This window comes from Alishewanella sp. d11 (assembly GCF_049390205.1).
Taxonomy (GTDB): Bacteria; Pseudomonadota; Gammaproteobacteria; order Enterobacterales; family Alteromonadaceae; genus Alishewanella.
In genome coordinates, this window is the sequence record NZ_CP186547.1 from 872,221 (window position 1) to 890,233 (window position 18,013).

Genomic DNA, 18,013 nt, shown 5'->3' on the forward strand with positions numbered 1-18,013 from the left:
ACTCGTGCTATTTGGCTTATTACGATTACGGGCTGGTTTTGCCGAGCGTCGTGTCAGTTGGCTCTGCCATTTTAGTTGGATAAGTTAACAAATAGCACAGAACCAAAATACCCGCTACAGGCGCTAAGCTGATTAACTGCCACCATGGATTTAACCCAGCATCTCGCAGGCGGCGGGTACAGGCCGCAATCCAAGGCAGTAATAGCAAAAGCGATGTGAGCTGCAATGGCAGGGGCCCTAAGGCTTCAGTAAGTAAAGACGCCAGTGTAAGCAGCATCAATATCGCCAGCGCAAACCACCAGAAGTCATAACGCTTGGTCACACCGGAAAACTCCAAGCTACGGAGTATTTCTTCTCTTATCGCAAACATCGCTTGCTGGCTGGGTGTGATCTCGCCAAGCAGCAAACTGTCTGCCGGTACTTCAAATACTGCAGCTAACGCACGCAGAGATTCAGTTGAAATCTTTGCCCCCGCTTCGAGGCGCTGAATGGTGCGTAGATTAAGGCCACTGAGCTTAGCCAATTGCTCTTGTGACCATTGACGAGCGGTTCTGAGTTCACGTAGCCGAGCACTGTTGATAAACATAACAAATCCTTCTAGTTAACCTATTGGCTATCCTACCACCAGCGAATGATTTTGGTAACGATCCGACGGTGACAGCAACCCGTCACAGCCACGACTTTACTGCGTTAAGTACCTGAAAAAAGATACATGAGGGTGTTATTACTGTATTTTCTGCGGTTAACGGCTTGAACAGATGCATTACTTGATAATGCAAAAGTAACTCAGAAGCGACTGGTGTTGTGGATTGTTTTTGAATATCGCAGGAGCAACTCCGGTACGGCGGGCGTACCGGAGTGATGACAGTATTACTTATCGTTATGTAAACGCATATGCGGGAACAGGATCACATCGCGGATGGAGGCAGCATCAGCCAGCAACATCACTAAGCGGTCGATACCGATACCTTGGCCTGCAGTTGGCGGTAAACCGTGCTCCAGTGCGGTAACAAAGTCTTCGTCATAGAACATGGCTTCATCATCACCGGCATCCTTTTGCGCGACTTGCTCGCGGAAACGCTCGGCCTGATCTTCGGCATCGTTTAGCTCGCTAAAGCCGTTACCCAGTTCACGGCCGCCGATAAAGAATTCAAAGCGGTCGGTGATTTCTGGGTTATCGTCGTTACGACGGGCCAGTGGTGATACTTCGGCTGGGTATTCAGTAATAAAAGTGGGATGACGCAGCTTGGTTTCGACCAGCTCATCAAATACTTCCATTAAAATACGGCCATGACCATAGTTATCTTTTACTTCAATCCCTAATGATTTTGCCAGTGCCGCCACAGCTTCACGGCTATTTAATTGCTCAATAGTCAGCTCTGGATTGTAATGCAGAATGGATTCAGTCACCGACATCCGCGCAAACGGCTTGCCAAAGTCAAACACTTCGCCTTGATAGGGTACTTCAGTGCTGCCCAGTACATCCAACGCCAAACCACGGAATAACTTTTCAGTTAAATCCATTAAGTCGTTATAGTCAGCATAGGCCCAGTAAAATTCCAGCATAGTAAATTCTGGGTTATGGCGGGTTGAGACCCCTTCATTCCGGAAGTTACGGTTAAGCTCAAACACCTTTTCAAACCCACCAACCACTAAGCGTTTTAAGTACAGCTCTGGCGCAATACGCAGGAACATTTGCATATCCAATGCATTGTGGTGGGTTTCAAACGGCCGGGCTGAAGCACCGCCTGGGATCGCTTGCAGCATCGGCGTTTCGACTTCTAAAAAGCCGTGCTCGTTAAAAAAGCGGCGGATATAAGCCACGGTTTTGCTGCGCACTAAAAAGGTTTTACGCGATTGCTCGTTAGAGATCAGATCTAAATAACGCTGGCGGTAACGCGCTTCGTTATCGGTTAAACCGTGGAATTTGTCTGGCAGCGGGCGTAAGGCTTTGGTTAATAAGCGCAGTTCAGTCGCCCATACCGTTAACTCACCGGTTTGCGTTTTAAATAAATAGCCTTTTACACCAACGATATCGCCTAAGTCCCACTTTTTAAACTGCTCGTTGTACAAGCCTTCTGGCAAGCTGTCGCGCGCCACATAAACCTGAAATTTACCGCCCATATCTTGCAGGGTACAAAAGCTGGCTTTACCCATAATACGGCGCGTCATAATACGGCCGCCCAGGCTAACTTCCACTTTGTTGGCTTCTAGCTCTTCTTTGCTTAGCGCATCGTATTTAGCATGAATTTCATCAGAGATATGCTCGCGACGAAAATCATTCGGAAAGGCCACACCCTGCTCGCGAATCGCGGCAAGCTTCTGTTTTCGCTCAGCAATCAGTTTGTTAACATCTTGAATTTCTTCATGTTGGTTATGCTGTTCAGACATTTTTTGATTCCTGAGTGAGTGTTTAATTAACTAAGTTTAAAATTACAGGCCGGCTTTTAAGCTAGCTTCGATAAATTTATCTAAATTACCATCCAGTACCGCTTGCGTATTGCGGGTTTCGATACCAGTGCGTAAATCTTTAATGCGCGAATCGTCTAATACATAAGAGCGAATTTGACTGCCCCAGCCGATATCTGACTTGGTGTCTTCCAGTGCTTGCTTTTCGGCATTTTGCTTTTGCAGTTCAAACTCGTACAGCTTAGCGCGTAGTTGCTTATAGGCATTATCGCGGTTTTTATGTTGCGAGCGATCGTTCTGACACTGCACCACGATATTGGTCGGTAAGTGGGTGATCCGTACCGCTGAATCCGTCCGGTTTACGTGCTGACCACCAGCGCCCGAGGCACGGTAAGTATCAATGCGTAAATCCGCTGGGTTAATCTCAATTTCGATATCGTCGTCAATTTCTGGCGAGACAAATACCGAAGCAAAAGAGGTATGACGGCGATTACCTGAGTCAAACGGGCTTTTGCGCACTAAGCGATGGACACCGGTTTCGGTGCGTAACCAGCCATAAGCATATTCGCCGGTAAATTTAATGGTACAGCCTTTAATACCGGCCACATCACCGTCGGTCACTTCATACAGCTCTGGCTTAAAGCCTTTATCTTCACCCCAGCGCAGATACATCCGCATCAGCATGCTGGCCCAGTCTTGTGCCTCGGTACCGCCCGAGCCAGCCTGAATATCCAGATAACAGTCATTTTGATCATTTTTGCCCGAGAACATGCGGCGAAATTCTAGCAAGCCTAATTGCTTTTCTAACTCGGCTAATTCGGCTTTGGCTTCTTCAAAGGTGTCTTCGTCTTCAGCTTCTATCGCCAACTCCAGTAGACCAGCAACGTCTTCTAAACCTTGATCCAGCTTGTCGATGGTACCAACCACTTGCTCTAGCGCCGAGCGCTCTTTACCCAGTGCCTGGGCTTTATCCGGAGTATTCCAAATGGCAGAGTCTTCCAGTTCGCGGGAAACTTCTTCTAAACGCTCTTTTTTGCCATCGTAGTCAAAGATACCCCCGAAGCACATTAGTGCGTTCAGTCAGATCTTTAATACTGTTATAAACCGGATTTACTTCAAACATGCTGTGGCTGACCTGTAATGCAACACAAAAAATTGGCGCGGATTATAACAAAAAAACTGCCGCTAAGGGCAGTTATTGCACAGAAATTTCTATCTTATCTATGAGCAAAAGCAATAGCGACATGGCCTAAAAACACGGCACTAATGGCAGCTGTTTAACCTAAACGCCACAGCATCCAAAAAAAGGACGCTTGCTAGGTTTATGCCAAGGCCTCCATATGCCGCACAATCAGCTGCAGATTTTGCTGTTCGCGGTATTCATTAATATCCAGCTGATAGGCAATACGCACTTTTTGGATATTTACATTGGGCCAGGCTTTGTTGTCGGCATTAAACCAGATGGCATCCACCAGCTTACCGCCGGGCCCTTGTAGCATTAGCTTTAAATGGCGATCGGCCAGCATTTTTTGATTGAGTAGCTTAAACTCGCCATCAAACACCGGTTCAGGGAAGGCTTGGCCCCAAGGCCCCGCATTTTGCAGCAGTTGCACAAAATCCAGTTCAAAGCAGTTATGATCCAACTCGCCATCACTAAAAATAATGGCTTCTAGCTGCTCTGCCGTCAGGTATTTTTTTGCTGTTAACCCCAGTGCCACTTTAAAGGTATCTAGCTTTTCTTCAGCGATGGTAAGCCCAGCGGCCATGGCATGGCCACCGAATTTTTTAATTAAGCCCGGGTATTGGCTGGCAATTTCTTCCAGTAAATCACGCATATGCAGGCCAGGTATCGAGCGGGCTGAGCCTTTAAGCTCGCCATTATCGCCCTGCGCAAAGGCAATAGTCGGCCGATGAAACTGTTCTTTAATGCGCCCGGCTAAAATACCAATTACCCCCTGATGCCAGTCGGCTCGGTATAAACACAGGCATTCTGGTAGGCTGCTACCATCAAAGGATAACTGACTTAAAAAGGCTTGGGCTTCAACCTGCATACTCTGTTCTATGCTGCGCCGTTCGGCGTTTAAGGCATCCAGCTCTGCCGCATATTGGCGCGCTAATCCTAAGTTTGGCGCCAGCAAGCAGCTTATGCCCAATGCCATATCATCTAAGCGACCCGCAGCATTTAAACGCGGTCCCAGCGCAAAACCAAAATCACTGGCGGTCAGTTTAGCCGCATGACGGTTAGCCACATCAATTAGCGCCTGAATACCGGGGCGGCATTTGCCAGCACGAATCCGCATTAAGCCCTGATGCACTAAAATACGGTTATTGCTATCCAGCGGCACCAAATCAGCTACCGTGCCCAGTGCCACCAAATCTAGCAGTTCGGCAACATTGGGCTCGCTTAAATTATGCTGTTGAAAATAACCTTGCTCGCGCAAGGTTGCCCGCAGTGCCAGTAGCAGATAAAACGCTACACCGACACCCGCCAAGGCTTTACTGGGGAAGTTGCAACCTGGTTGATTAGGATTAACAATGGCATCGGCAGCTGGGAGCTCGGCACCGGGTAAATGATGGTCAGTGACCAACACTTTAACCCCAGCTTTTTTGGCTAAAGCCACGCCTTCAATGGCAGAAATACCGTTATCCACCGTAATTATCAGCTCAGCGCCCTGCGCCACGACAATTTCAGCCAGCTCGGGCGTTAAACCATAGCCATATTCAAAGCGGTTGGGCACCATATATTCAAGGTATTTATACCCAAAGGCTTTTAAACCACTCATTAATACCGCGGTACTGGTGGCGCCATCGGCATCAAAGTCGCCGACAATCACAATACGTTGCTGCTGGTGTAACGCGGTGACTAACAGTTCTGCCGCCGCGGTGATGCCCTTTAATTGTTGGAAGGGTAACAGTGCCGCTGCGGTGCGTTGCAGCTCGTCGCTACTGCGCACACCCCGACTAAGATACAAACGACGTAAAATAGGGTGCAAGGCAGGATCTAACTCCAATATTGACTCGGGTATAGATCTACGACTAATCTGTTTTAGCAACAACGCATTAACTCCTTATTTAGCACCTAACTGCTCAATCATGGCCGCCACTGGCATATAACCAGGTATCAGTTGGCCATCAGGCAAAATCACTGCTGGCGTACCTGACACACCAAAAAACTGGCCTAACTCATAATGGCTTGCCACCGGGTTTTGGCACATGGCTTTATCAACTTTTTTAACGTCTTTAGCGTTATCCATGGCATTACGCTGATTTTTCGCACACCAAATATGCTGCATTTGCAGGCCGGTTTCTGAAGCCACGCCAGCCCGCGGATACGCTAAATAACGCACGGTAATGCCAGCCGCTAAATAGTCTTTCATTTCAGAATGCAGTTTGCGACAGTAACCACAGCTGGGATCAGTAAACACATGCACCACATACTTTTCGTTTGGCGCTTTGTACTCAATGACGCTGTCTTTTTGTTGTGCTAGTTTTTCGACGATAATGGGCGCCATCACCTGATCTTTTAAATTGGCCGGTACTTGCTGGCCTCGCACTTCTTGCCAGCTTTCTAAATCCAGAATATTACCGGCAATTAAATAGCGGCCATCTGCCGACATAAAAAACAAGCCACGATCGGTAACCACTTGCGAGACACCCGCCATTGGCGAGGGGCTGATCTGCTGCACGGTTAAGCCAACTTGAGCCATGGCGTCATTAATTTTTTGCTCATTGGCAGAAGCGACTAGCGGTAAACTTGCGCTAAGTAATACAGCGCTCAGGGTTTTTAAAGCAAATTTCATACGATTTCCTGTCTCCACGCTAACCTCGCGGATGATGTTGTTGATGCAGTTGTTGCAGTCGCGCTTGCGCCACATGCGTATAAATTTGAGTTGTTGATAAATCGCTATGCCCTAATAACAGCTGCACAACGCGTAAATCTGCACCATGATTAAGTAAATGCGTAGCAAAGGCATGCCGTACCGTATGTGGTGACAAGGTTGCCTGAATGCCCGCTACTTTGGCATAAAATTTTATTCGATGCCAGAAGGTTTGCCGCGTCATCGCTTGCTGGCGATTACTGGGAAACACCACATCTTGGGCCGTGCCCAACAGCATAGGCCGAATCTCTTGCAGATAACGACTTAACCAATATTGCGCCTCTTCCCCCATCGGCACTAAGCGCTCTTTGCGGCCCTTACCCAGCACGCGCACTACGCCCTGATTAATATAGAGTTGCTGCATGCTTAAGCTAACTAACTCCGTCACCCGCAGCCCCGTGGCATACAGCAGTTCTAGCATGGCTTTATCACGAAATTGAATGGTATCCGTTAAGTCCGGCGCTGCAAGTAAGGCATCGACATCGGCTTCTGACAAGGTTTTCGGTAGGCTACTGCCAATTTTCGGGTTAAGTAAATGCACTACCGGATTACTGGATAGTTCACCCTGTTGATGCCAATAGCCATAAAAACGGCGCAAACTGCTTAACAAACGGGACGTACTACGTGGGTTAAAGCCCTGATCCACCCGTTCGGCCAAATAAGCGTTAATATCATTCGCCTCTACCATAAATAGCGATTGTTGCCTTAGTTGCATATAACGCGCGAAATGCTTCAGATCGGTACCATAAGCACTTAAGGTATGCGGGCTGGCATCTTGCTCTAAATACAGCTGATCCAGAAACTGTTGAATTACCCCCAAAGTGTTGGCGGAGAGCTCGATAGTAGCAGTAGTACGCATAGCAGACTTTTCAAATACACAGGCCCGTATCATAACGGAATTACGTAACAAGGAACAGGTTTCGCACGCTTTCTTCGCCGTCAGTACAGCCTTCCACTCAGCAACATAGCAAGAGCGTCACTAAGCACTAAGCTCGCATCTTCCCCCCGTTTGGGTATAAAATAGCGTTATGCAATTTTAGGTGTAGTACTTAATGAAGATTGGCTTATTTTACGGTTCAACCACCTGCTATACCGAAATGGTGGCAGAAAAAATTCAAGCGCTAATTGGCCCTGAACTGGTTGCTTTGCATAACTTAAAAGACACCCCACTTGCAGCAATGGTTGACTACGATATTCTGATCTTAGGCTTATCCACCTGGGATTTTGGTGAAATTCAAGAAGATTGGGAAGCGCACTGGCCGGAGATTAACCAAGTCGATCTTACCGGTAAAATAGTGGCACTGTATGGCATGGGTGATCAGATTGGCTATGCCGAATGGTTTCAAGACGCCTTAGGTATGCTGCACCATGAATTAGCCGAGCAAAATATTAAGCGCGTCGGTTTTTGGCCGAATCAAGGCTATGACTTTATTGCTTCTAAAGCCGTTACCCCAGATAACGAATGGTTTTATGGCCTGGCGCTGGACGATGAAAACCAATATGAGCAAACCGATGAGCGGTTAGCGCAGTGGGTAGAGCAAATTTTGCTGGAAATTTCTGAAATAGATTCGTGATTTAATACCACGATGTTGAGAATACACGGGCGACTGTCGTCGCCCGCCGGTACGCGTTGTTAAAAAATATAGCCCGCTTGCAGCCAGATGCGGGTTTTATCCCCCGGCTCACTGACCGACTCACCCGATAACTGACGGGCAACCTGAGCCCTTAGCAGCAAGCCCTGACCATAGCGGCCGCTCCAACCCACACCTACGCCCGATAACTTCTGATATGACTCCGACTTCACTGCCCGCGCCTGCCCCGTCTGCGCAAATAAACTCCACTCATGCTGCAATTGCTCACTACCCGCAAACGGACGGCTCAATTCTACACTCAGCAAGCTCGCATCTGTACCTGACGCCTCGCTGTAAGGGTAAGCCGACACCGAGCCTACGCCACTTATCCCCAAACGCTCGCTGCCATCCAGGTTCTTACCCCCAAAACTGCTTTGGTGGCGCATGCTGGTCCGTAAACGAAAACTATCCGGTAATAAACTTAAGCGACTCAGGCTAACATTAACTTTGGTAAAACGCCCTTCCGTATCTGGCCCCAACGGCGATTGGTCAAACTCCAGCGATAGCGCATCACGGATAGTTAAATCACCATGCCCCAAACGAATATCGGCCTCTGTTAAGCCATCCAGCCCCCACAAGTAGGCCTCATCCCGCAGGCTAAGTCCGGCGCTGAGCACCTGAGAGCGCTTGCGGGTCTCGGTAGCAAAAGCCTTTACTTCATCCTTCAGATTTCGCATCGCATAGCCTGCGCTAAAGGCGATAGTCTGCGCCCGGATGCGCCGGATAGGATAACTCACACCCAAGTCAAAACCCGTAGCAACGCCTTCTGCATCCAAGGCCGCAAACCGACTGCCCAGCGTATAATTGGTGCGGGATAACGCCGCCTCACCCCGCCAGCCGCTGGCACTTAATACCGTCGAATACCCGGCCCGCCCGTTTAACAAATCCCCGTTAAGTGAGGTCAACCCGGTTATCGACAAACGGTCACCACTGCCAGTCGGCGAGTTCCAATCCCAGTTTACGCTAAGACGCTCACGGCCTGTCGCCTTGGAGCCATAGTTATCCAACAACACATAGCCCTGATGCTCCGGTAGCGCCACAGTACCTACCGCAAAATCTGACGTACCGACTGCCTCACCCGGCATCACATCCGCCCTGACAACCTGCACACCGGGTGTGTCATTAATAATCAGCATCGCACGCTCTAACGTATCCAGCGAGACAATGTCATATTTTTTCACATCATCCAGCATGGCTTGCACGATGCCATCCCGCACCAACGAGCGGTTCTCCAAGATAAAACGACCATAATTGCCCTCAACCGCCCGCAGCACGATGACATCATTCACCACCTCTTGCGCCGGAATATAAACCCTGGCAACAAAGTAGCCGCGGGTACGGTAGTAACGGGTCAGCTCGGTTGCCACCGCTTCCAGCTCAGCCAGCGTCATCGCTTTACCCGCATGACGGTTGGCCAGCGCCTCCAGCTCTGCAACGGCTATCTCGCGATTGCCCTCTATCCGAAAGGTGCTAACCTGCACCCGCTCGCCGCCATCCGGCAAGCTCTGCATCGGCGGCGCCAGCTCTGTCCCCACCTGAGGTAGCACCGCTTTCGGCCGCTCAATCTGCGGTTTTGCCGGCACCTCACGCATCACATCCCCCACCTGTGGCACCGTGCTCTGTGCCATCACCGCCGTCGTCATCCAGACGCCGGTTAACGAGATCGCACCACGCCATGTCTTTACTAAATCAAACTGCATATTCTTATCCTTCTTCTGCTCAGTGCGCGTCATTGTGGGTTACCCTTTACCAAGAAGATTTTTTGTTGTACACCCTCTGGTAGCCTGACACCCCCATTAACAATCTGTGCCAGAGAGTTACGGCTGACCGGTACCCGGATTTCGCGCTCTTCCTCATCCTCCGCACCTCCAGACTCACCAAACAGCAATGACTCCGCTTCATTAAGCGATAACACCAGTGTTGCTTCATCACCATTCGTCATTGAGACCATTTGAGCATTACCCTCGCCAAAGGCTTCAGCCAAAGCTACTGGCAAGGTGATGACCGCTGTCAGTCGCTCACCACTAAATAGCTGGGCCTCAGCCCCACGGTTAACGATTGAGGTGGCGCCTTGCAGTTGCAGGCTCTCACGACCAATAGTAGTAGCCAGTAAATTCACCACGGGCGTTGGAAGCGTCGCCGGGTTAATCGTCGCAGTTAGTCCCATTTGTGCCGCTAACTCATAGTTCGCAGCCAAACCGCCATTAGTACCATCAGCAAGGTTGTAATCTACCGTCGCGGTACGGCTGCCTGGCGCTGCCGAGTCAAAGGTACCAGTTGCACTCACCACTAAGGTTTCATCACCCACCAGACCTTGCAGTTGCCCCAGTATCACCTGTGCTAAGGTCGAGCCATCAAATACCTTATCTTGCACCTGAGTGCCGACAATACTCAGGCTACGGCGTAAAATATCCGCCAGTAAAACCTCATCCGCCAGCGTGTAGCTCGGGTTATCCAAGGTGTAGGTCACCGTTACGGACTTGCCAGTACCCGCATTAGCATTGTCAAAGGCCCCCGTCGCAGTCACCGCTACGGTATCGCCTTCCAACATGCCGCTGACCGCACCGGCTGTCACTGACGCCGTTGTCGTGCCGTCATAGGTTTTATTGCTCACCACAGAGCCACTGATACTCAGCGCCTTCGCCAGAATATCTGCCAGCAGCGTTTCATCCGCCAGCGTGTAGTTTGGGTTATCCAAGGAGTAAGTCACCGTCACGGACTTGCCGGTACCCGCATTAGCATTGCCAAAGGCCCCCGTCGCAGTCACCGCTACGGTATCGCCTTCCAACATGCCGCTGACCGCACCGGCTGTCACTGACGCCGTTGTCGTGCCGTCATAGGTTTTATTGCTCACCACAGAGCCACTGATACTCAGCGCCTTCGCCAGAATATCTGCCAGCAGCGTTTCATCCGCCAGCGTGTAGTTTGGGTTATCCAAGGTGTAGGTCACCGTTACGGACTTGCCAGTACCCGCATTAGCATTGTCAAAGGCCCCCGTCGCAGTCACCGCTACGGTATCGCCTTCCAACATGCCGCTGACCGCACCGGCTGTCACTGACGCCGTTGTCGTGCCGTCATAGGTTTTATTGCTCACCACAGAGCCACTGATACTCAGCGCCTTCGCCAGAATATCTGCCAGCAGCGTTTCATCCGCCAGCGTGTAGTTTGGGTTATCCAAGGAGTAAGTCACCGTCACGGACTTGCCGGTACCCGCATTAGCATTGTCAAAGGCCCCCGTCGCAGTCACCGCTACGGTATCGCCTTCCAACATGCCGCTAAGACCACCCGTATTGACGGCTGCCGTTGTATTGCCATCATAGTGTTTATCATCAGCGCTTGAACCTGAAATAGTTAGAGCTTTTTTGAAGATCTCCGCTGTTGTAGTTGCAGGCACTTCACCCAATGTGAAGACATAGTTATCCGCATCCCCTGTCTCAGTTGAAGCGATTTCCCCACCAATCAAGTTAACCGTTTTACCCGTTCCTGCGTTGGCGTCAGCAAACTCAAGCCCTAGTCCAGATAAGGTAATTGCCTCACCCTCTGCTAAGCCATCCAATATCAAGCTATTGGTAGCGAACGTCGCATCCCTGGTTCCATCATAGGTTTTGTTATTCGCGGTAAAGTCCCCAGTAACCGTAATGTACTTTTTATAAATGGTGGCTTGCTTAATAATATCCGCTAAGTCGTAGTTACTCGCCAAGCCACCATTTGTGCCATCTGCGAGTATGAAGCTTACCGTGACATCTTTATTGTCACCTGCATTCTTATCGGCAAACTCACCCGCAGCAGTGACATTGACAGTTTCATTGCCAACTAACCCTCCCAAAGACGCCATACCCGTACCAAACAAAATCGTGGCATCTGTTGAGGTCAGTCCGTCATAGTCTTTGTCAAAAGCAAATAACCAATTATCTGCACCATTGAGGGTGAGTGTTTTTTTCAGGATATCCGCTGTAGTAGTCGCTGGCACTTCACCCAATGTGAAGACATAGTTATCCGCATCCCCTGTCTCAGTTGAAGCGATTTCCCCACCAATCAAGTTAACCGTTTTACCCGTTCCTGCGTTGGCGTCAGCAAACTCAAGCCCTAGTCCAGATAAGGTAATTGCCTCACCCTCTGCTAAGCCATCCAATATCAAGCTATTGGTAGCGAACGTCGCATCCCTGGTTCCATCATAGGTTTTGTTATTCGCGGTAAAGTCCCCAGTAACCGTAATGTACTTTTTATAAATGGTGGCTTGCTTAATAATATCCGCTAAGTCGTAGTTACTCGCCAAGCCACCATTTGTGCCATCTGCGAGTATGAAGCTTACCGTGACATCTTTATTGTCACCTGCATTCTTATCGGCAAACTCACCCGCAGCAGTGACATTGACAGTTTCATTGCCAACTAACCCTCCCAAAGACGCCATACCCGTACCAAACAAAATCGTGGCATCTGTTGAGGTCAGTCCGTCATAGTCTTTGTCAAAAGCAAATAACCAATTATCTGCACCATTGAGGGTGAGTGTTCTTGGTGTAATTGTTCCAATAACTGGCGGCATAAATGAAATGAAGTAGTTGCCAGCATCGTCTCCACTTAGAATTGGAGTAACAGCTTTAGTACCAGCATTAGCATCGGCAAATGTCCCCGTGTTTACGGTAATGTGATCGCCTGGCATCATGCCAACAATCATCGCACCGCTTATTGTTGCAACAGTGGTACCGTCATAGACTTTGGTATCTCCGACAGCTGCATTCACCATTACGCCTTTTGGAGAAATCGCTACAGGAGCATTTGCAAGATTAAGCGTTGGTAGTTGGTAATTGCTTGCTAGGCCTGCATTCACACCTGTGCCATCTACCAAAGTAATGGCTGTAATGTAGTTGGTGGCATTATCCGCAACATTTTTGCTATTCGCCGTTGCACCAGTGTAAGTGAGCGTTTCACTCCCCACCAATCCACCGAATGTAATGTGTGCCCCTGTTAAATTAACATTGCCGTCATAAATTTTGGATGCTGATAACGTCAGTGCTTTTGGATCAATCGTTAAGGAACCATTAGTGTTTCCACTAGAAGCGACAATGTAACCATCTTTTAGGATGTCAATACTAATATTGCTAAAAATACCCGCATTAGTGAATCCAGTTACGGTTTCGTTGTTGTAAATAAATTGATAATCTTGTCCTGCAATCCATGAGCTATATTGTGAGCCAAAGATCGATTCAGCCGACCAAAGGTCTGATAATTCGAAAGCTGAACCTTTATAAACATAAGTACCTGTTAAAGGAGAAAGAGTGAATAAAAGTTGCGTTATAGATGATGACATCTGCCAAATGAAGGCACCATTGACCCCCGAACCAAAAGTAAGTGTGGGATAAACACCATCTTCACCAGTAAGATCCCAAGGCGGAGATGTGATATAACTCGCTTTGAGTTTCATCCCTGCAGTAGTTCCAGCATTTAAAGAAATTGTAGATCCAACAGAAGTTTCAATTACTCCAGATGGCTGGCCAGCTGTTTCACTGTTCCAAAATGAGTTTTCTATTACTGCTGGACTAGCTAAATTCCCGGAACTTATAGTTCCAGCAAATCCACCCACTGTCCCATTAGCCGAGCCTGAAACTACTCCCACTGAATAAGAATTTGATACTTTACGACCATATATCTGGCCTACAAACCCCCCCACATAATCATGACCACTTACATTACCTGTTGAATAAGCGTTAGAAATACCCGTTGTATTATCACTACCAACTAAGTAGCCAACTAAACCACCAACTCTATCAGTACCGCCACCATTAACATTACCACTTGCAAATACACTATGAAGTTCACCCTCAACATAACCAGCAAAGCCTCCAACATCCCCGTTACCTGTAACTAAACCTGTTGAATAACCATTTACTATTATGCCACTGTGAAGTCGACCAATAACTCCTCCAATAGAGGCACCAAGACCAGTAACAGTTCCTGTATTGTAGATGTTATTAATATTTGAGTTCTCACTCCATCCAACGATACCACCAACTGCACCTAGCCCAGTAATACTTCCATCCTTTGTACCAATATTTTGTACTATCGCACCATCTGTAAATCCAAAGAATCCTTGATAATCAGCTTCCCCTCGATTGACAGTTAATCCTGAAATAGTATGACCTAACCCATCAAATTTACCTGTAAATTTATTTGTATCGTTACCTATTGGCGTCCAGCCCTCACCACTATTCCAGTTTGCTGTGTCTGAGGCATCAATATCAGCACCTAGTACAAAATTCATATCCAGTGCAACTTGATTTGCCATCCATTGAAGTGTAGGTTCTGCAGGGAATCCACTAAAGTCTTCAGCTAAACCTAAGGAAGTTATTACAGAATAATAAGTTACACTTCCATCGCTCCCCAGCTTTGTTGTAAATAATCCGTTTGATGGTAAATTAATTTTTCCTGAAAATCCCGAGTTTGTTAATCCAAAGTTATAGCTCGCTGTATTATTTTCTGCGACATCACCTTGACCATAATAAAGTGAAATACCACCGCCAAGTCCTTGTGGATTACTTAGATCGATTATTGCGTTTATATATATATTTCTATCTGCTGAGAGGGTTAAAGTATTCTCACTAACCCATGTAATATCTGCGTTAACATAAATATCACCAGCGCCAGAACCGTTTGAGGCTGTTGTGATGGTGACATTGGTTGACGCCAATGCAGTATTGATGGTCTCATTGTGAATATTACTGGAGTCAGGATCACCACTATTGGGGTTGGTACCGCCGATTAATTGGTTAGCATCATTTGCCCCACTGACTATATAAATATCCGTTGGGTCGATTAACCACTCACCCGTCTCACCGCTTTCCGCTTTGGTGGTAACAGTTAAACCTTCTTTAATCTGCACATTCGCCGCTGAGGTCTCAATAAAACCACCATTGCCACCGTCCGGTGCACTGGCATCTAACTTGCCCGCCACTTCAATGCGGTCGTTCTCCATGCCGCCCAGCAGAAAAATCCGCCCCTCTTTGTTTTGAATGGTCTGAGCACGGATTTCACCGCTGTTATTCACCACTGTGCGCATCACCTCGTCCAGACCTTTTGCAGTCAGAGTAACCAGTCCCCCGTCAGCAATAATCGCCTGTTTGTTTTCGACCAATGCCTGCAGGGTTCCTCGCTCAATAGTGACACCCACCAGAGAGTCACCGTTAAAATTCAGCGTTAACTTATCTGCCGCCGCCAGCATCGCAGTGCCAAGCCGAGCATGAATGATGCCCTCATTGGCAACTTGCTGCCCCAGTAGCGCAATGTAGCCTGCATCAGCAGCCTGTAAAGTACCTAAATTGATAATGCTTCCACGACCTGAACCCGCAGCAAAGGTTGTACTGCCAGCAGCAAAGTCGGCATCATTCATCTCCAGCGTGGTCGCTATCAGGCTACCGACATTAACCTGGGCATCGCGGTTAAATAACACGCCATGACTGTTTAAAATCCAGACCTGACCATTGGCATTAATAGCACCGTCTATCACACTGCTTTCATGGCCTACTACCCGGTTTAGTGTGATGGCACTGCTGTTCGGCTGCAAAAAGTTGACAGTAGCATCACTGCCTACACTGAAACTATGCCAGTTAATCGCACCCCGCTGGGTTGCCTGCTCAATGTTCATCACATTGCCAGCGCTATTTATCGTAATCTCACCAACTGTTACTGTTCCGTTTTGTGGCAACGTAGTAGCAGGTAGCGCACTGGATACCGCCATCGCAACCCGCTGTGGTGCCACGCCCGTCATACCCGCCTGTACCGGGTCAAACGCAGCAACCGAGGACGCCCAAGCACCCTGGCTCATCAAGCCCGCTGCCATCACCGCGCCTACAACACGGCCTTTTTTACCCCGCGCCTTGGCTTTTTCACTGGCTACAACAACCTGTTGCTGAACGGGGTCCCAAATTAGACGGTAGATATGATTCATAGGCTGGCTTCCTTCAGATAAATAAAAACATGACTAGAACTGCAACCTCGCATAGAATGTCTCATATGACCCATAAGTCTTAAAAGTCTCAGTTCTGTAATGAGGTGAGTCTAGTTTTTATCTGCGAAAATCGCTTTCATATAAGCGAAAATGCATTTATGCCAAAACGAATTTTTCGTCATGTTTAATAAAATAATTTTTTCAACATGAACTAAAGTGAATACGAATAGATTTTGATTTTACGGAGCAAGAGCAATGAATGAACACGAACTTTTACCAGAGTTTGGGCTTAATACAGCGCAACTCCATCGAAGCTACTTTCAAATGCAAGAACAAGTTTCATCAACAATGGGATGGAGAGGGGTATATGAATCTCTTGACGACGTTAAAGAGTTTTATAGTTACTCAGCCAGCGCTTTAGTAAATACAGTAAAAATATCTTCCGTATCTAATTCACGTATTTTTACTAAAGTTCACTCTGATTATTCTTCTGCGATTTTTTTGCCTACGGCTGGCGAACAAAGTACTTCTATAGTTAATGGCAAAAAAATACATTGGGGGGTAAATAATGTTGGACTATATGCTCCGCCAGGTGAGCGTATTGGCTATTCAGGAAACCGTTCAGTCTTAATTATGGATATAAATCATCAACGTCTGCAAAATATCCTTAATCTCATGCGAGGTAAAGCATTTGACTTAACGGAAAGACTTGCAAATCCTATAGAACTAACTTTGCAACATAACAACATTGACTTTGTAGATGTTTTCAAGGGCTTAGTTAAACAAATCGATCTCTACTCTTTCAACACAAAGTTACTTGAATTTTCTGGTCTAGATGACCACCTTTATAGAATGGCAGCTATTTGGATGTTCCCAGATTTATTAGTAACAGATGAGTCACATAAAAGACACCATGAACAAACTATAAAGCGAGTTAAAGATTATATTTTTGCTAATTTACACAGAAATATTACATTAACAGAACTAGAGTCCATTTCTTTCATGTCTGGCCGCACACTACAACTTCTGTTCAGCAAACACACGCAATTGTCACCTCTTCAGTGGATAAAAGAGCAACGTTTACTTATGGCTCAACAGCGATTGATAAAAGCAAATGAAAATGATTCTATTACTGAAATTGCAGCTAACTTCGGCTTTTATTCTGCAGCGCAATTTGCAACTTTGTACAAACAACGCTTTGGCATATCTCCAAGCCAACAAAAAAGTAAAAAGTAAAAAGTAAAACCAATATGAGCAAACCGATGAGCGGTTAGCGCAGTGGATTGAGCAAATTCTTGGCGAAATTAGCGTATTGCTTGAGGACTCGGCTGAATAACCCCTAACTGTTGCTGCTGACAGTTAAGTTGCATCCTTGATTAACACCGAGTTATGGTGAGCTAAGGTTAACGCGGTTTGTTTTTACTAAAATTTTAAATAAAAGTCTTTTAATATTGTGCGGTACTGCTCTGAGTAGTGACCATTGGCATCATGTATTAACAAACTGTCGGCCTGTTGCAATGCCATCTCTGCTTGGTTGTTCACATTCGCAAGTGACCAGCTTTGCAAATAGCGGCTAACCGGTTTTTCTGCTTTACTTTGTACAGCGCAAAGCCGCTGACAAGACCAACCACTGGCGATGGCGGCTTTGGAAAACGCCGCCTGACTCACGGCGGGCAAGATCAAACTAAAGACGCCTTCTGCGGTTAGTAAACTGGCCGCTTTTTCTAACAAAGCGCGAAAAGGTAAGCTATCGGTATGACGCGCTTGGTGTCGTTTAATCTCTTGGCTCGCTAACGCATCCTGAAAAAAAGGTGGGTTAGACACAATTAAAGCATAACGTTGCGGGGTCTGATAGGTTAGAATATCGTCCTTTATTACCCTGATGGCTGTAGGCCAGGGGCTATGCCGGACATTGTCTGTTGCTTGCGTCGCTGCGGCGTTATCGAGTTCTACCGCATTAATCGCTAAAGTGCCCTGACTGCGCTGCGCCAGCATTAAACTAATAATGCCGCTACCAGCGCCTATATCTAAAATAGCGCCATGAGCGGGAAGCTGAGCCCAAGCTCCCAATAACAGTGCATCAGTGCCGACTTTCATCGCACAATGCTGATGCGCAATATAGAATTGTTTACATTGAAAACCTGCTGACATAA

Annotated in this window: 11 protein-coding genes; 2 read left to right on the forward strand and 9 right to left on the reverse strand. The window is 47.5% G+C overall.

All coding sequences use genetic code 11. From position 1 onward, the window contains the following. Positions 1–25 precede the first annotated feature (25 nt). From ACO1PK_RS04060 to xerD, 6 genes are all read right to left on the reverse strand, one after another. The gene (locus tag ACO1PK_RS04060; protein WP_423187394.1) at positions 26–586 is read right to left on the reverse strand and encodes a DUF805 domain-containing protein; all 561 of its coding nucleotides are present in this window, start codon (positions 584–586) and stop codon (positions 26–28) included. 284 nt (positions 587–870) lie between these two features. After that, positions 871–2,391, reverse strand: a complete 1,521-nt coding sequence (gene lysS / locus ACO1PK_RS04065; RefSeq protein WP_423187395.1) for a lysine--tRNA ligase — start codon at positions 2,389–2,391, stop codon at positions 871–873. A gap of 42 nt (positions 2,392–2,433) precedes the next feature. Then, a protein-coding gene (gene prfB, locus ACO1PK_RS04070; protein WP_423187396.1) for a peptide chain release factor 2 occupies positions 2,434–3,532 on the reverse strand; the annotation gives its coding sequence in 2 pieces (ribosomal slippage) (positions 2,434–3,456 and positions 3,458–3,532; 1,098 coding nt in all). 199 nt (positions 3,533–3,731) lie between these two features. Then, entirely contained in the window at positions 3,732–5,465 is a 1,734-nt protein-coding gene (gene recJ / locus ACO1PK_RS04075) for a single-stranded-DNA-specific exonuclease RecJ (protein ID WP_423187397.1), read from the reverse strand. A 12-nt stretch (positions 5,466–5,477) separates the two neighbouring features. Beyond that, positions 5,478–6,209 (reverse strand): bifunctional protein-disulfide isomerase/oxidoreductase DsbC, encoded by a 732-nt coding sequence (gene dsbC, locus ACO1PK_RS04080; protein WP_423187398.1) that lies wholly within the window; start codon positions 6,207–6,209, stop codon positions 5,478–5,480. A 19-nt stretch (positions 6,210–6,228) separates the two neighbouring features. After that, complete coding sequence (gene xerD / locus ACO1PK_RS04085) at positions 6,229–7,146, reverse strand: site-specific tyrosine recombinase XerD (protein WP_423187399.1); 918 nt, start codon at positions 7,144–7,146, stop codon at positions 6,229–6,231. Positions 7,147–7,339: 193 nt separating this feature from the next. Here xerD and fldB point away from each other — a divergent pair, with 193 nt between their 5' ends. Continuing rightward, positions 7,340–7,861, forward strand: coding sequence for a flavodoxin FldB (gene fldB / locus ACO1PK_RS04090; protein WP_423187400.1), 522 nt, complete (start codon positions 7,340–7,342; stop codon positions 7,859–7,861). A 59-nt stretch (positions 7,862–7,920) separates the two neighbouring features. Here fldB and ACO1PK_RS04095 read toward each other — a convergent pair whose 3' ends face one another. Together ACO1PK_RS04095 and ACO1PK_RS04100 are read right to left on the reverse strand one after the other, a co-directional pair. Beyond that, a complete protein-coding gene (locus ACO1PK_RS04095; RefSeq protein WP_423187401.1) occupies positions 7,921–9,618 on the reverse strand; it encodes a ShlB/FhaC/HecB family hemolysin secretion/activation protein in 1,698 nt (565 codons plus the stop codon). Positions 9,619–9,647: 29 nt separating this feature from the next. Beyond that, entirely contained in the window at positions 9,648–15,860 is a 6,213-nt protein-coding gene (locus ACO1PK_RS04100; RefSeq protein WP_423187402.1) for a YDG domain-containing protein, read from the reverse strand. A gap of 255 nt (positions 15,861–16,115) precedes the next feature. On the opposite strand from ACO1PK_RS04100, the gene ACO1PK_RS04105 reads away from it, so the two are divergent. After that, positions 16,116–17,096, forward strand: coding sequence for a helix-turn-helix domain-containing protein (locus tag ACO1PK_RS04105; RefSeq protein ID WP_423187403.1), 981 nt, complete (start codon positions 16,116–16,118; stop codon positions 17,094–17,096). 186 nt (positions 17,097–17,282) lie between these two features. Here the strand turns inward: ACO1PK_RS04105 and ACO1PK_RS04110 are convergent, their stop codons facing one another. Further along, positions 17,283–18,011 carry a tRNA1(Val) (adenine(37)-N6)-methyltransferase gene (locus ACO1PK_RS04110; RefSeq protein WP_423187404.1) on the reverse strand — a complete coding sequence of 243 codons (729 nt, stop codon included), beginning with the start codon at positions 18,009–18,011 and terminating at the stop codon, positions 17,283–17,285. Between the last annotated feature and the right edge of the window lie 2 nt (positions 18,012–18,013).

Bases quoted from the DNA above. Each gene is read 5' to 3' on its own strand.
- ACO1PK_RS04060 (WP_423187394.1), bottom strand. From the start codon at position 586: ATGTTTATCAACAGTGCTCGGCTACGTGAACTCAGAACCGCTCGTCAA.
- lysS (WP_423187395.1), bottom strand. From the start codon at position 2,391: ATGTCTGAACAGCATAACCAACATGAAGAAATTCAAGATGTTAACAAA.
- dsbC (WP_423187398.1), bottom strand. From the start codon at position 6,209: ATGAAATTTGCTTTAAAAACCCTGAGCGCTGTATTACTTAGCGCAAGT.
- xerD (WP_423187399.1), bottom strand. From the start codon at position 7,146: ATGCGTACTACTGCTACTATCGAGCTCTCCGCCAACACTTTGGGGGTA.
- fldB (WP_423187400.1), top strand. From the start codon at position 7,340: ATGAAGATTGGCTTATTTTACGGTTCAACCACCTGCTATACCGAAATG.
- ACO1PK_RS04095 (WP_423187401.1), bottom strand. From the start codon at position 9,618: ATGCAGTTTGATTTAGTAAAGACATGGCGTGGTGCGATCTCGTTAACC.
- ACO1PK_RS04100 (WP_423187402.1), bottom strand. From the start codon at position 15,860: ATGAATCATATCTACCGTCTAATTTGGGACCCCGTTCAGCAACAGGTT.
- ACO1PK_RS04105 (WP_423187403.1), top strand. From the start codon at position 16,116: ATGAATGAACACGAACTTTTACCAGAGTTTGGGCTTAATACAGCGCAA.
- ACO1PK_RS04110 (WP_423187404.1), bottom strand. From the start codon at position 18,011: ATGTCAGCAGGTTTTCAATGTAAACAATTCTATATTGCGCATCAGCAT.